This is a genomic window from Pseudomonas sp. ADAK2, assembly GCF_012935755.1.
In the GTDB taxonomy this organism is placed as follows: domain Bacteria; phylum Pseudomonadota; class Gammaproteobacteria; order Pseudomonadales; family Pseudomonadaceae; genus Aquipseudomonas.
Genome location: NZ_CP052862.1, coordinates 6,274,146 through 6,289,407 on the forward strand (window position 1 = coordinate 6,274,146; position 15,262 = coordinate 6,289,407).

Consider the following 15,262-nt stretch of genomic DNA (forward strand, 5'->3'; position numbering starts at 1 on the left):
AGCAGTGCTGACACAAATCACCCATTTACGCTGATTGCCAAAGCGGACTGGGCAATGAAGACGAGTCCTGCATTCGCCCCTTATTCCCATAAGCCATAAGCACCACACTTTGCGTGATATGGCCTGCGAACGTTTGCCGGTATGATAGGCGCCCCCGCAGTCTGGATTGCGAATTACGCCATGACCTTGCAGTACCCAACCATCGCCGATTGCGTCGGCAACACTCCGCTGGTTCGTTTGCAGCGCCTGCCTGGCGCCACCAGCAATACCCTTTTGCTCAAGCTCGAAGGGAATAACCCGGCGGGTTCGGTCAAGGACCGTCCGGCGCTGTCGATGATTACCCGCGCCGAGTTGCGCGGGCAGATCCACGCCGGCGATACGCTGATCGAAGCAACCTCGGGTAACACCGGGATTGCGCTGGCCATGGCCGCCGCGATCAAGGGTTACAAGATGATCCTGATCATGCCGGACAATTCCAGCGCCGAACGCAAGGCTGCGATGACGGCCTATGGCGCCGAGCTGATCCTGGTGACCCAGGAAGAAGGCATGGAAGGCGCTCGCGACCTCGCCCAGCGAATGGAAGCCGAAGGCCGTGGCAAGGTGCTGGATCAGTTCGCCAACGGGGACAACCCCGAGGCGCACTACACCACCACCGGCCCGGAAATCTGGCGCCAGACCGAGGGCACCATCACTCACTTCGTCAGTTCGATGGGCACCACCGGCACCATCATGGGCGTGTCGCGCTACTTGAAAGAGCAGAACGACAACGTACAGATCATCGGCCTGCAACCGATGGAAGGCTCAGCGATTCCGGGCATCCGTCGCTGGCCGCAGGAATACCTGCCGAAGATCTATCAAGCCGATCGTGTCGACCGCATCGTCGACATGGCGCAAAGCGAAGCCGAAGACGTGACCCGTCGCCTGGCCCGCGAAGAAGGCATCTTCTGTGGCGTGTCCTCGGGCGGCGCGGTGGCAGCGATGCTGCGCCTGTCCAAAGAAGTTGAAAACGCGGTGATCGTCGCGATCATCTGCGACCGTGGCGACCGTTACTTGTCGACCGGCATTTTCGACGCGCCCAACTGATGGCCAAGCAAGAGAGAGGCCTGCGCTTCCAACCCACGGGCGGCAGCAAGGCCCCACAAATTCCGACCGGCAAAAAGCAGCGCTTGAGCATCGAGCGCCTGGCCAATGACGGTCGCGGTATCGCGTTTTTCGAAGGTCGCACCTGGTTCGTCATCGGCGCATTGGCCGGTGAAGAGGTCGAGGCGCGGGTGCTCAATGCCCACGGCAAAGTGGTCGAGGCCCGTACCGAACGCGTATTCCAGGCCAGCGAACTGCGTCGCCCGGCACCGTGCCCGCATGCCGGTCGCTGTGGCGGTTGCAGCGTGCAGCACCTGCCCCACAGTGAACAACTCGCCCTGAAACAGCGCATGCTCGCCGAGCAACTGTCCAAGGTCGCCGGTGTCGAACCCGAAGAGTGGGCAGCGCCATTGAGCGGTCCGGAATTCGGTTACCGCCGTCGCGCCCGCGTGGCGGTGCGCTGGGACATGAAGGCGAAAAAACTCGAAGTCGGTTTCCGCGCTGCGGGCAGCCAGGACATCATCGCGATCAGCGAATGCACGGTGCTGGTACAGCCCTTGCAACCGATCATGACCCGCCTGCCGGAGATGCTCCGTCGCTTGAGCAAACCTCAGGCGCTGGGCCATGTGGAATTGTTCAGTGGTTCGTCGCTGGCGGTCTTGCTGCGGCACATGGCGCCGTTGTCCGAGGCCGACCTGACGATCCTCAAGGATTTCTGCGCATTCCATGAAGCCCAGTTGTGGCTGCATGGCGACGGTGAACCGCAACCGGTGGATGTCGATCAGGCGCTGGGTTATCGCCTGGAGCAATGGGATTTGAACCTGGCGTATCGGCCGGGGGATTTCATCCAGGTCAACGCCGGGGTCAACGAAGCGATGGTGGCCCAGGCCTTGGATTGGCTGAAACCTGAAGCTGATCAACGCGTCCTCGATCTGTTCTGCGGCCTGGGCAACTTTGCCTTGCCGCTGGCCAGGACCGTGCGCGAAGTGGTGGCGGTCGAAGGCGTGCAGGCGATGGTCGAGCGCGCCGCTGCGAATGCCGCTAGCAACAATCTGCATAATGCCAAGTTTTTTCAGGCTGATTTATCCCAGCCTTTGGCTGATGCCGAATGGGCGCGCGAAGGCTTTTGTGCGGTACTCTTGGACCCACCGCGTGACGGTGCTTTCGAGGTGGTGCGCAAGCTCAAGTCCCTGGGCGCCGAACGGTTGGTGTATGTGTCGTGCAACCCTGCAACTCTGGCGCGCGATACGGTCGAATTGATCAAGCAGGGCTACCGGTTAAAACGTGCCGGGATTCTCGATATGTTTCCTCAGACGGCACATGTCGAGGCCATGGCGTTATTTGAAGCGAGCTAGGATGGCTCGTCTGGTCCGACTGGCCGCCCGTGCAGCCGCCGCGCACTCGCCCGGCGCGGGCTCACGGGCAATGAAGGTCAGCGATTTGACGCATTGAATCTGCGTCGTAGGGAAGGTAAAGCAAGATGGTACAGGTGAGAGCACACCAGCCGATCAACACCGACGGCAGTATCAATCTCGAGGCTTGGCTCGATCACGCGGTCACTGTCGATCAGGCACTGGATCGCGAAGCCTTGAAGGAAGCGTGCGAGTTCGCTCGTGCGTCTGAACAGCAAGCCAATGCGGCGAAAAACCTCTGGTCCGAAGGGACCTCGAGTTTCCGCACGGGCCTTGAGATCGCCGAGATTCTCGCCGACCTCAAACTCGATCAGGATTCGCTGGTGGCGGCGATCCTGTATCGCGGCGTGCGCGAAGGCCAGATCGAATTGCCAGCGGTCAGCCAGCGCTTCGGTCCGGTGGTCGCCAAACTCATCGACGGCGTGTTGCGCATGGCGGCGATCAGCGCCAGCCTGAGCCCCCGTCAATCCCTGGTGCTGGGCACGCAGGGCCAGGTGGAAAACCTGCGCAAGATGCTCGTGGCGATGGTCGATGACGTTCGCGTCGCGCTGATCAAACTGGCCGAACGCACTTGCGCGATTCGTGCGGTGAAAACCGCCGACGACGAAAAACGCAACCGCGTCGCCCGTGAAGTCTTCGACATCTACGCGCCGCTCGCCCACCGTCTCGGTATCGGTCATATCAAGTGGGAACTGGAGGATTTGTCCTTCCGTTACCTTGAGCCCGACCAGTACAAGCAGATCGCCAAGTTGCTGCATGAGCGGCGCCTGGATCGCGAGCGTTTCATCGCCGACGTGATGAACCAGCTGAAAAACGAATTGACCGCCACAGGCGTCGATGCCGACATCAGCGGCCGGGCCAAACACATCTATTCGATCTGGCGCAAAATGCAGCGCAAGGGTCTGGAGTTCAGCCAGATCTACGACGTGCGCGCCGTTCGCGTGCTGGTGCCGGAAATGCGCGACTGCTACACCGCTCTCGGCATCGTCCACACTTTGTGGCGGCACATCCCGAAAGAATTCGACGACTACATCGCCAACCCGAAAGAGAACGGCTACCGCTCGCTGCACACCGCGGTGATCGGCCCCGAAGGCAAGGTGCTGGAGGTGCAGATTCGCACCCACGCCATGCATGAAGAAGCCGAGTTGGGCGTGTGCGCGCACTGGAAGTACAAGGGCACCGACGTCAAATCCGGTTCCAACCACTACGAAGAGAAAATCTCCTGGCTGCGTCAGGTCCTTGAGTGGCACGAAGAGCTCGGCGACATCGGTGGCCTGGCGGAACAGTTGCGGGTCGATATCGAGCCGGACCGGGTCTACATCTTCACCCCGGACGGTCACGCCATCGACTTGCCGAAAGGCTCGACACCGCTGGACTTCGCCTACCGCGTGCACACCGAAATCGGTCACAACTGCCGTGGCGCCAAGATCAACGGGCGCATCGTACCGCTCAACTACAGCCTGCAAACCGGTGAGCAAGTCGAGATCATCACCAGCAAGCACGGCACCCCGAGTCGCGACTGGCTGAACTCGAACCTGGGTTACGTCACCACCTCGCGAGCGCGGGCGAAGATTGTTCACTGGTTCAAATTGCAGGCGCGCGACCAGAACGTCGCGGCCGGTAAAACCTTGCTCGAACGCGAACTCACGCGCCTCGGCCTGCCAGCGGTGGATTTCGACAAGTTGGCTGAAAAGGCCAACATGAAGACCGCCGAGGACATGTTTGCCGCCCTCGGTGCCGGCGATTTGCGCCTGGCGCAGCTGGTGAATCTGGCGCAGCAATTGGTCGAGCCGGAGCGCGGCAACGAGCAGCTGGAACTGATTCCGCGCAAAGCCACCGGTTACAAGCCAGGCAAACGCGGCGATATCCAGATCCAGGGCGTCGGCAACCTGATGACCCAGATGGCGGGTTGCTGCCAGCCGCTGCCGGGGGATGCGATCGTCGGTTACATCACCCAGGGCCGCGGTGTGAGCATTCACCGCCAGGACTGCGCCTCGGTGCTGCAACTGGGTGGGCGCGAGCCGGAGCGGATCATCCAGGTGAGCTGGGGCCCGGTGCCGGTGCTCACCTACCCGGTGGACATCATCATCCGTGCCTACGACCGTTCAGGTCTGCTGCGTGACGTTTCGCAAGTGCTGCTCAACGAGCGGATCAACGTGCTGGCGGTCAACACCCGCTCGAACAAAGAGGACAACACCGCGTTGATGTCCCTGACCATCGAGATTCCGGGGCTGGATGCACTGGGTCGGTTATTGGGGCGGATTTCCCAGTTGCCGAACATCATCGAAACCCGGCGTAACCGTGCGCCGTGATCGCAACCCCTGTAGGAGCAAAGCTTGCTCGCGATGGCGATTTACCTGATACACCGCCATCGCGAGCAAGCTTTGCTCCTACAGAGTTACGGTTTGGCCGACACACCGCGTTGACGATGTAGAGATTAAAAAAAGATGTATTCACTTGAAGACTTGCTGCACCTGATGAACCGCCTGCGCGACCCGCAGTTCGGCTGCCCGTGGGACATCAAGCAAACCTACGCCACGATCGTCCCGCACACCCTGGAAGAAGCCTACGAGGTGGCCGACGCTATCGAGCGCGGTGATTTCGATCACTTGCAGGGTGAGTTGGGGGATTTGCTGTTCCAGGTGGTTTATTACAGCCAACTGGCGCGGGAAGAAGGGCGCTTCGAATTCGCCGGGGTTGTCGACAGCATCACCCGCAAGCTGATCCGTCGTCATCCCCACGTGTTCCCCACCGGCGATTTGTATGCGCCGCTGGACGTTCCGCGTCTGAATGAAGAACAGGTCAAACAGCGCTGGGAAGAGATCAAGGCCGAAGAACGGGCCGAGAAAGCTGCCGCGCCTGAACAGCTGTCCTTGCTCGATGATGTGCCCGCGGCACTGCCGGCGCTGTCCCGTTCGGCCAAGTTGCAGAAGCGTGCCGGGCAGGTCGGTTTCGACTGGCCGGATGCGTTGCCGGTGCTGGACAAGGTTCGCGAAGAACTTGATGAAGTGCTCGAAGCCATGGCCGACAACGACTCGGCAGCGATTGCCGATGAAGTCGGTGACCTGCTGTTTTCCGTGGTCAATCTGGCGCGGCACCTGAAGGTCGATCCGGAAACCGCACTGCGGGGCGCCAACAGCAAGTTCGAAAGACGCTTCCGATTTATCGAACAGGCATTGCGCGACACCCATCGTCCCATGGAAGATTGCACCCTCGAAGAGTTGGACGCCCTGTGGGGCGAAGCCAAACGCCAGGAAAAGAATTTGCCCAGCTGCGGTTGAGCAGTTGCCTAAGTGAGAAATAAGCACCATGAGCATTTCCCTTCGCGACCAGTTGCTCAAAGCAGGGCTGGTCAACCAAAAGCAGGCCAAACAGGTCGGCAAAGAGAAGCAGAAGCAGCAACGCCTGGTCCATAAAGGCCAGATCGAACAGGACGATACCCAGCAGCGACTGGCTCAGGAAGCGCTGGCCGAGAAGGTCAAGCGCGACCAGGAACTCAATCGCCAGCAGCAGGAGAAGGTCGAGGCCAAGGCCCGTGCTGCCCAGGTCAAGCAATTGATCGAAGTGTCGCGCCTGCCGAAGCTGACCACCGAGGACTACTACAACTTCGTTGACGACAAGAAGGTCAAGCGCATTTGCGTCAACACCTTGATGCGCAACAAGCTCAGCAATGGCTCCCTGGCGATCGTGCACCACGCCGGCGGCTACGAAGTGATCCCGCGCGAGGCGGCCCTGAAGATCCAGGAGCGCGACCCACAGCGGATCGTGCAGATGAACATCAAGACCGAAGAAGTCGTTGCCGAGGACGATCCGTACGCGGCCTACCAGATTCCTGATGATCTGATGTGGTAAGTGCGCAGGTGTAGCCAGGTGTAACTACACATGCGTTAGTACTTAAGCTTTTGAATGAACTTGAACCCGAAAGAGTGTGTGGATACGCTCTTTCGGGTTCTTCTTTTCGTGGGTGTTAAATAGCGTTCAAGCAGTATTTGTTATTTCATCAAGTATTCAATTGTTCAGCGGGGAGAAGGATTCATATTATTAAATGCACTTGAGGTTTTCGATGTTTGTCACTATCGCTTCTTTACAACAGCCGACCTTTCATTCCGAGTTTTCCTGGCCGCGCAAGCCCGGCCAGTCCATGACGGCCTATGTGAGCCAGGAACTCGACCGCAGGACCCAGTTCGTCAGTGACCGACTGGAAGTCGCCGCCAAAGCGGTGCTGGATCTGCGCCCGGACAGCCAATGCCTGTTCTTCACCTTGCCCGAGTTCTTCTGGAATGTACCGTGGAGCAGCGTACAGAGCGAAGAGGAGCTGTTGGAACTCAGTACCGCGTACATGGACAGAATGCCTGAGTGCATGGAAAAACTGATGAAGTGGCTACCGGTGGAGCCATACGGGAAAGTTGTATTGCTTGCGGGCACTTGTGCCAGTTTGATTAAAGTGGGTGAAGAACAAGAAGCTTATTTCGATGTGATCAACTACTTGATGGCGTCCAGTAACTTTAAGTTGCAAAGTGATGGGCTGCCGGCACTGTCGATGTGGCCAAAACGTTATGTGTCCGGTATTGATCTTGGTAGCTATGTCGATAGTGAAAAGGGGTATTGGTTCTTCCAGCTTTCAGAGCAAGTAAGGATCAAGGTCAAGGACGTCAGCTCGACAGTGGCCGAACATTACTCTCCCGGTGGTTACGGTCCGGTATTCTCCAATACGTTAATTCCCGAGTGTCCTTTCAGCATCAATCTATGCCTGGACTATGCCTTCCTGGAGCCAGGTCAACGGGATGACGAGTTGGAGGACATCGACTCAAGCGTCGATTTTCTGATTGCCTGCGGGATGGAATTCGAAGAGGGCGAGCGTTACCCGCAGAGTGTCCGGTTTGCGGTCAGGAATGACGGGATGGGCGCGGGGAGTTGTGAATTTGCCAAGGTTGAAGCGGGCAAGATCAGTCATTTACTGCCTGCGATCCTCATCGAGGACACGCTGCATATGGCGGTAGTGGACCTGAACTGATGAGAAGTCGCCTGCCCCGGCAAGGGGCCGGGCAGGCGCTTCACGGATCACGCAGGCTCAGCTGGCCGACGCTTCGCGTTTCTGTTCCTGGGTTTCCAGTTCGGCCTTGTAACTGTGGGCGTCGGTCTCAGAGTGAAACATCCCTACCAGCATGTCTTGTTGATGTACGTCCCAAATGCGGATACCGGCGGCGATGCCTTCGTGGGATTTATGTGAATCGTCGCGTTCAGTTACTTTTACAGTCATCTGCTAGCTCCAATCTCTGTTATCTGCAGCAAGGCGTGTGCAGGACTCCGTTATATATTTTGTTAGCTTCCTAAGTAAATGCTTTCGTTCGGCAACGAATAATTGCGAAAACTGCAAAAGTGCTGGAGCCCGCTAAATACGCGACATTCGGTCGCAGGTGGCTGAGTTAGATGACAAAAGTTTCATGTTCGCGACGAACAAATCCGCCGCCAATGCGATGCCTGCACACAATGTGTAGCCGCTGGCGAAGCCTGCGTTCAGCGTGTAGCAGCTGCCGAGGTACGAGGCTGCGTTCGGCTGCGAAGCAGTCGTAAAACCTGAGCGCGCGGTCTTCCTGAAGAAACGCGTCGGTTGATTCACGACTGCTCCGCAGCCGAACGCAGCCTCGTGCTTCGGCAGCTGCTACAAAAGCATTGCAGCGAAGGTGTTTTCTCAGGCACAAAAAAAACGCCCCGAACCAGTCGGGGCGTTTTTGTGTGCTGCGAGTCGGCGGGGTATTACTTGCCGGCCCAGCGCTTCAGTACCAGCGTGGCGTTGGTGCCACCGAAGCCGAAGCTGTTGCTCATCACGGTGTTGATGGTGGCGTCTTCGCGGGTCTTGGTCAGGATCGGCATGTCGGCCACTTCCGGGTCCAGTTCGTCGATGTTGGCGGAACCCGCCATGAAGTTGCCTTCCATCATCAGCATGCAGTAGATCGCTTCGTGAACGCCCGCGGCGCCCAGGGAGTGACCCGACAGGCTCTTGGTGGAGCTGATGGCCGGAGCGTTGGCGCCGAACACTTCACGCACACCTTTCATTTCCGCGACGTCGCCGACCGGAGTCGAGGTGCCGTGGGTGTTCAGGTAGTCGATCGGGGTGTCGACGGTGGACATGGCCATCTGCATGCAGCGGATGGCGCCTTCGCCGCTTGGAGCGACCATGTCGTAGCCGTCGGAGGTCGCGCCGTAGCCAACGATTTCCGCGTAGATCTTCGCGCCGCGGGCCAGAGCGTGTTCCAGCTCTTCGACCACGACCATGCCGCCACCGCCAGCAATGACGAAACCGTCACGCTTGGCGTCGTAGGCACGGGAAGCTTTTTCCGGGGTTTCGTTGTACTGGCTGGACAGTGCGCCCATGGCGTCGAACAGGAACGACTGGCTCCAATGTTCTTCTTCGCCGCCGCCGGCAAACACGATGTCCTGCTTGCCCATCTGGATCTGTTCCATGGCGGTACCGATGCAGTGAGCACTGGTGGCGCAGGCAGAAGCGATGGAGTAGTTCAGGCCCTTGATCTTGAACGGCGTGGCCAGGCAAGCGGAAACGGTGCTGCTCATGGTCCGCGTTACACGGTACGGGCCAACGCGCTTCACGCCTTTCTCGCGCAGGATGTCCAGCGCTTCCATCTGGTTCAGCGTGGAGGCGCCACCGGAACCGGCGATCAGGCCGGTACGCGGGTTGGAGACTTGCTCATCGGTCAGACCGGAGTCGGTGATGGCGTCTTTCATGGCCAGGTAGGCGTAAGCCGCCGCGTGGCCGACGAAGCGATAGATCTTGCGATCGATCAGCTCTTCGAGTGGCAGGTCAATGGAGCCGGAAACCTGGCTACGCAGACCCATTTCGGCATATTCCGGGTTGAACCGGATGCCCGGGCGACTTGCACGCAGGTTAGCGGAGACGGTCTCTTTGTCATTGCCCAGGCACGAAACGATGCCCAGACCAGTGATAACGACGCGGCGCATGCGGATAACCCTTAGAAGTTTTCAGTGGAGGTGAACACGCCGACCCGGAGGCCTTCGGCGGTGTAGATTTCGCGGCCGTCGACACTGACCGAACCATCGGCGATAGCGAGGTTCAGCTTGCCTTTGAGGACGCGCTTGATCTGAATGTTATACGTAACTTTCTTGGCAGTCGGCAGGACCTGACCAAAGAACTTCACTTCGCCCGAACCCAGTGCGCGGCCACGGCCCGGCAGGCCTTGCCAGCCGAGGAAGAAGCCGACCAGTTGCCACATGGCGTCGAGGCCCAGGCAGCCCGGCATCACCGGATCACCTTCGAAGTGACAGGCGAAGAACCACAGGTCTGGAGTGATATCCAGCTCGGCGACCAATTCACCTTTGCCGTACTTGCCACCTTCTTCGCTGATATGGGTGATGCGATCCACCATCAGCATGTTCGGGGCGGGCAGTTGCGCGTTACCTGGGCCGAACAGCTCACCGCGACTGCAGCGCAGCAGGTCTTCCCGAGTAAAGGCGTTTTGTTTGGTCATGCGAGCTCCTCAATAGTCCCGTGCGGCAGGGTGGGGCAAATCTTCCCGGCCGATCGAAGCGTTCATGCCTCGAGTCGACAGCCTACTCATAGACTATTGCGTTGTGGTGAAAGTCACAGCACCAAGGACATGAATGTACACTTGTGCACTGAAATTATTATTCAAGCCCCTTTTCGGGCCTGTTCGGGTGCCTAAGACTGCCGCACTTTCGCCTTTCACGCCAGTCGCAGATAGCCGAAAGGACAGCACTACTGCACCCAACGCTGCAGAATTTGCTGCAGATCAGTCCGTTTGAAGGGCTTGGCCAGGTAATCGTTCATGCCCGCCGACAGACACGCTTCGCGATCACCCTGCAAGGCGTTGGCCGTCAGGGCGATGATCGGCAAGTCCAGGCAGCCGGGCAATTGGCGAATCTGGCGGGTCGCTTCATAGCCGTCGATGATTGGTAACCGGCAGTCCATCAGAATCGCCTCGAAAATCAGACTCTCGGCACTGCGCACCGCCTGCGCGCCATCGGTGGCGACGCTGACCGTAAAGCCCAGGCTGCGCAACATGGCTTCGATGACCGTCTGGTTGACCGGGTTGTCCTCCACCAGCAACACATTGCGTCCTTCACCGTTGCCATTGCCGGTCGCCACCCGTGGCGCCGGCAGTTCTGGCATCGCCTGCTTATAAAGGGCGAGGGGGATTTCCAGGGTGAACACCGAACCGCGACCTTCTTCGCTCTGGGCGCGCAACGTACCGCCCATGCGCTCGGCCAGGGTGCGGGCAATCGGCAAACCGAGGCCGGTGCCGCCGTAACGTCTTGAAATGGAACTGTCGGCTTGCTGGAACGCGTTGAACATCAATTCCAGGCTTTCGGCCGAAATGCCGATGCCGCTGTCGCGCACGGTGCAGGTGAACCACAGCAGTTCGTGATCCAGGGATTGCCATTGCGGCTCGATGGTCACGCGGCCCTGTTCGGTGAACTTCAGCGCGTTGCCGATCAGATTGACCAGGATCTGCCGGATCCGCGTCGGATCGCCCTGGACCTGCAAGGCGCGCATGTCGTCGGGGATCAGTAGCTCAAGGTCGAGCTTGCGTTGCACCGCGCTGTGCTGGAAGGACTGGGCGCAACTGCCGATCAGGTCCGCGAGGTTAAACGGAATGTGCTCCAGCTCCAGTTCCGAACGCTCGATGCGCGAGAAGTCGAGAATGTCGTTGATCACCTTGAGCAGGTGTTCGGTGGACTCCGAGGCCAGCGCCGCGTATTCGACCTGCTCCTCGGTCATGTCGGTAGTTTCCAGCAGTTGCAGCATGCCCAGCACGCCATTCATCGGCGTGCGCAGTTCGTGGCTCATCATCGCCAGGAAGTCGGATTTGGCGTTGTTGGCCTTTTCCGCTTCCTCGCGGGTCTGGATCAACTGCGACATCGCTTGCTGCTGTTCGCGGCTGGCTTTTTCGAGACCCTCGGCAAGGTTATTGATGTGTTGCGATAAAGCCCCCAGCTCAGTGTCATCGACGATTGGCAGCGGCGTGGTGTAGTCGCCTTTCTGGATTGCCTTGACCGCGTTGCCGATGTCGCGGATTGGTTGCGACAGACTGCCCGCCAGGCGTCGGGCCAGCAGGAAGGTGAACAGCAAGGCGAACAGCGCGAGGATCCCGGCCTTGAACAGAATCTCTTGTTGGCGCTGGCTGAAAGCGTCGTTGGACAGGCCGACGATCACCCGCCCCAGGTAATCCTCGCTCGGCGCACTGACCGAGGTCCGGGTGTTCTGGAAGAAGTCATTGTTCAGCGCAATCCGTTGCAGCCGCACCGGCGCCTGGAACACTTCGACCTGCTGCGAGCGGTTGTGGGATTCCGACGGCTGTTCGACGTACACCAGAATCCGGTTGGCGCTGTCCTGCACTTCGAGGAAACGCACATTGGGCGTGGCGAGCGTGGCCTTGAGCAGGCTTTCCAACACGTCGTTGTTGCCGGAGATCACCCCGTACTCGGTAGCCGGTGCCAGTTGGTTGGCGATCAGTTGACCGGTGTGGTTGAGCTCCTGGCGCAGGTCCTGGATCCGTACGAAGGTGAAGAAACTGATCAGCAGCAAGGTCAGCAGCAGGGCAGGGCCGAGGCTGATGATCTGGGTCCGGGTGTTGATGTCCCAACGGCGTCGGAAGGTCATGGGCGGCGTTCTCCTTCAGCCAACTGTGTTGCGACAGATGCTTCATTCATCTGTTCAATACCTAATGAACGAGCCACTTGTGGATTGCTTAAGACTTTGAAGTGCCTGGGGTAGAGCGTGCGCGGCCAAGTGGCTGGTGGCCGGTCGAGCAATTCGTCGAGAATCGCCAGCCAGTCGCTTTGGTCGCTGTAGGTACTGGCCAGGCTTCCCGCCTTGACGAAACCGGCATGGGGGCCAATCAGCGCCATCTGTCGTGCATAGCTGCTGAGCAGCAGGTTTTTCGCGGTCTTCGGGTTGAACAGGTCGGGGTCATCAAGGCCCAGCAGCACGTCGCTGTTTTTCAGCAGCGTCAGCAACGGGCGACTGTCGTTGGTGTTGTCCCAAGGTTCGGCGACGATCTCCAGGCCCAAGGGCAGGGCGGCCTGACGCAGTTCTTTCAAGAGGAATTCGCTGTGCCGGTCATACAGCACGCCGACCCGGCGCACCTGGGGCAGGATCAATCGAGTCAGGCGCAATTGCCGCTCCAGGGGCGGATCGCTCCACAACAGGCTCAGGTGGGTGGGCAACACATTACTCAGACGTTGCCGCGCTTGCAGGCGGCTGATGCGCAGCACCAGCGTCGCCGGGCCCTGGCTGTCTTGCAGGCGCCAGTCGAGACTCGGCAGGTCAAGCAGGATCAAGCGCGTGCCACTGGGCAATTTACTCGGTGCCGGCAGGCTGGCCAGCGGCTGGAAACGCACGCTGTCGGTGGGGCGCAACTCGTTCAGGGCTTGGGTGAAAGATTGCACGCCGGGGCTGTCTTCGGCGCCGGTCAGCAGAATCTCCAGGGCATGGGCCGGCAGACTGCAAAACAGCCCGCCGAGCACCAGCCACACCACGGCCAACAAGTGGCCAAGGCTTGGCGTCTTCCGTGACTGAGGCTGCATCTAAAACGCCAGCTCCGCGCTGAAGTAGAACACCCGGCGCTCGTCGTAATTGTTGTCGATGAAGGTGGTGGGCTGGTTATCGAGGCGTTGTTGCAGCACGCCGGCCAGCTCCAGGCTGGCCTTGCCCAGGCCTATGTGTTTGGCGATGCGCGTGTCGAGCCGTTCGAAGCGGTAGCCGTTGAGGGCGTCGTCCCCATAGTAGAAGAGCGCGCTGTTCCAGCCTCGGCCCCAGTTGCGCAACCAGCCGGCGGAACCGCTGTTGCGCGCGGTCTGCTGCTGGTCCAGCGGGTTGCTGGCCTTGGCATCGACGTAGGCGTAGGTCAGGCGCAGGCGATCGGCGCGGCTGACGTGCCAGTCGAGCTGGGTTTCGGTGCCGGTGAAGCGTGAGCCGTTGGCGTTGCTGGCGATGTACTGGTTATTGCGCAGTGGCTCGCTGATCATGCCGGTGATTTCGTCGTAGAACAGCTTCACATCCACCGCCAGCCCGAGCTCGGCGAAGAAGCCGTTGTAGCCCAGTTCCCGGGAGCGCATGCGTTCTTTGTCGAGGTCGCCCGGCCCGCGAGTCTTGACGAAGTAGCGAGCGCTGGACTGGCCATAAGCGCTGGGCCGCAGGTTGGTCACCTGATAGCTCCAGTTCACATTGTTCTCGAACATGTCCGGCGAGCGGATCGCCTCGGAATACACCGCGCGCAAGCCGTGGCGCGGGTTGATCAGGTAATTGACCGCCACTCGCGGGGTCAGCGAACTGCCGGTCAACTGCGTGTCTTCGAACATGGCACCGCCCTGGAGCAACCAGTGTTCGCTGGCGCGCCACTCGAGTTGGCCGAACGTACGCCAAGTGGTGTCGTCGAGCGTGCCATTGAAATAGGTCTCGGAGTCTGCCCGGTCGTAACGATAGTTCATGCCGCTGACCAGTCGCAGACTATCGGACAGGCTCAAGGTGTCTTGCAGTTCGAGGTCGTAGCGCGATTCCCGGGCGCTCTGGTCGATGTCGCCGCACAGGGTTTGCTTCGCGCCGTTTTTCCATTGCGCCAGCACCTGATTGCCCAGCGCTTGTTCTGCCGCAGTACCTGCCGGGGCGCCGGGGCCGGTGTAGCGCTCCATGTTGCGCGCCAGGCGTTCGGCATAATTCGGGTTGAGTTGCCACAGGTCGGCCAGCTCAGGGCTGAACGACACTTCGGCATCACAGGCGCGCCAAGTCTGCTGGCGATCCCAGTGTTGCGCCGAGCCCTGGATATACAGGCTGTGATCGGGATTGATGTCCAGGTTCCAGCGCAGGGAGCCGGCGTAATCCTTGGCGATCACGTCGGAATTGTTCCCGGCGGCGGTAATCCCCGAAAACACCGGGCGGTAGGTATACGGCCGCTGGTTGGCCCCGTCCTTGGCGTTCAATTGCCAGTCGATGCTTTGGTTCTCGTTGAGCGTCTGGCTGACTGCGAGGTTGAAGCGGTTCAGGCGCCGACTGTCACGGTAATCGGCGCCGGTGCGGTCCGAGTCGAAGCCATCGTCCTGCTGGCCGGAGAGCGACAGGCGCAAGTCGCCGCCGTCCCAGCCGGTGCCCTGGCTGGCGTAGAAATCATTGATGCCGCGCTGGCCACGGGTGACTTTCAGCCGCGTGCCGTGGCTGTCCGCCGGGTTGCGGGTGATGATGTTGACCACCGCCATCAGCGCGTTGGCGCCATAACTGACGGTGTTGGGGCCGCGAAAGACTTCGATGCGCTCGATGTCTTCCATCGCCACCGGAATATCGCTCCAGTCCACCGTGGCGAGGCCGGCGCGGTACACCGAGCGACCGTCGATCAACACCTGCATGCGCCGCGCTTCGCTGGCATTGGTGCCGTGATAGTTCACTGCCGCCTGATTGCCATTGATGTTGCCGACCATCATCCCCGGCACCAGGCGCAGCAATTCGCTGATGTCCCGCGCGCCGCTGGCGTTGATCAATTCGCTGTCGATCACCGTCATGCTCCCCGGCACGGCGGCCGGCGATTGCTTGAGTCGCGTCGCCGTCAGCACTTGCGGCAGCGGATCGCTGTCGAGGAACAGATCGTCGGCCAGCAAAACCGGGCTGAAAAGCAGCGCCAGGACCAGCGACGAGCGAGGTGAGGAGGGGCCAAAAGACACGACACAGCCTTGTGAGCGATTAAGTGGCGCGCATGTTAACCGAGCACAAGGACTTTTCCATT

The 15,262-nt window shown here is 60.0% G+C and carries 13 protein-coding genes; 6 read left to right on the top strand and 7 right to left on the bottom strand.

The features are described from left to right. Positions 1–180: 180 nt before the first annotated feature. The 6 genes from cysM to HKK52_RS28870 all read left to right on the top strand — a co-directional run bounded on the left by cysM (position 181) and on the right by HKK52_RS28870 (position 7,506). A complete protein-coding gene (gene cysM / locus HKK52_RS28845) occupies positions 181–1,083 on the top strand; it encodes a cysteine synthase CysM (protein ID WP_169374307.1) in 903 nt (300 codons plus the stop codon). Continuing rightward, positions 1,083–2,435: a 23S rRNA (uracil(1939)-C(5))-methyltransferase RlmD gene (gene rlmD / locus HKK52_RS28850; protein WP_169373565.1), complete on the top strand. Its 1,353-nt coding sequence runs from the start codon at positions 1,083–1,085 to the stop codon at positions 2,433–2,435. The genes cysM and rlmD overlap by 1 nt, the downstream gene beginning before the upstream one ends. A 125-nt stretch (positions 2,436–2,560) precedes the next feature. Beyond that, the gene (gene relA / locus HKK52_RS28855) at positions 2,561–4,804 is read left to right on the top strand and encodes a GTP diphosphokinase (protein ID WP_169373566.1); all 2,244 of its coding nucleotides are present in this window, start codon (positions 2,561–2,563) and stop codon (positions 4,802–4,804) included. A gap of 135 nt (positions 4,805–4,939) precedes the next feature. Continuing rightward, positions 4,940–5,773 carry a nucleoside triphosphate pyrophosphohydrolase gene (gene mazG / locus HKK52_RS28860; protein WP_169373567.1) on the top strand — a complete coding sequence of 278 codons (834 nt, stop codon included), beginning with the start codon at positions 4,940–4,942 and terminating at the stop codon, positions 5,771–5,773. Between the two features lie 28 nt (positions 5,774–5,801). After that, entirely contained in the window at positions 5,802–6,344 is a 543-nt protein-coding gene (locus HKK52_RS28865) for a DUF2058 domain-containing protein (RefSeq protein WP_169373568.1), read from the top strand. Positions 6,345–6,555: 211 nt separating this feature from the next. Beyond that, positions 6,556–7,506, top strand: coding sequence for a hypothetical protein (locus tag HKK52_RS28870; RefSeq protein WP_169373569.1), 951 nt, complete (start codon positions 6,556–6,558; stop codon positions 7,504–7,506). Positions 7,507–7,563: 57 nt separating this feature from the next. Here the strand turns inward: HKK52_RS28870 and HKK52_RS28875 are convergent, their stop codons facing one another. From HKK52_RS28875 to HKK52_RS28905, 7 genes are all read right to left on the bottom strand, one after another. Further along, complete coding sequence (locus HKK52_RS28875; protein ID WP_169373570.1) at positions 7,564–7,752, bottom strand: hypothetical protein; 189 nt, start codon at positions 7,750–7,752, stop codon at positions 7,564–7,566. A 132-nt stretch (positions 7,753–7,884) separates the two neighbouring features. Beyond that, complete coding sequence (locus tag HKK52_RS28880) at positions 7,885–8,112, bottom strand: hypothetical protein (RefSeq protein ID WP_169373571.1); 228 nt, start codon at positions 8,110–8,112, stop codon at positions 7,885–7,887. 137 nt (positions 8,113–8,249) lie between these two features. After that, a complete protein-coding gene (fabB, locus tag HKK52_RS28885; RefSeq protein WP_054054895.1) occupies positions 8,250–9,470 on the bottom strand; it encodes a beta-ketoacyl-ACP synthase I in 1,221 nt (406 codons plus the stop codon). Between the two features lie 11 nt (positions 9,471–9,481). Continuing rightward, positions 9,482–9,997, bottom strand: coding sequence for a 3-hydroxyacyl-[acyl-carrier-protein] dehydratase FabA (gene fabA, locus HKK52_RS28890; protein ID WP_042560484.1), 516 nt, complete (start codon positions 9,995–9,997; stop codon positions 9,482–9,484). Positions 9,998–10,245: 248 nt separating this feature from the next. After that, positions 10,246–12,150, bottom strand: a complete 1,905-nt coding sequence (locus HKK52_RS28895) for an ATP-binding protein (RefSeq protein WP_169373572.1) — start codon at positions 12,148–12,150, stop codon at positions 10,246–10,248. Further along, positions 12,147–13,076 carry an ABC transporter substrate-binding protein gene (locus HKK52_RS28900; RefSeq protein ID WP_169373573.1) on the bottom strand — a complete coding sequence of 310 codons (930 nt, stop codon included), beginning with the start codon at positions 13,074–13,076 and terminating at the stop codon, positions 12,147–12,149. The genes HKK52_RS28895 and HKK52_RS28900 overlap by 4 nt, the downstream gene beginning before the upstream one ends. Continuing rightward, on the bottom strand, positions 13,077–15,200 hold the full coding sequence (locus tag HKK52_RS28905) for a TonB-dependent receptor plug domain-containing protein (RefSeq protein WP_169373574.1): 2,124 nt from the start codon (positions 15,198–15,200) through the stop codon (positions 13,077–13,079). Between the last annotated feature and the right edge of the window lie 62 nt (positions 15,201–15,262).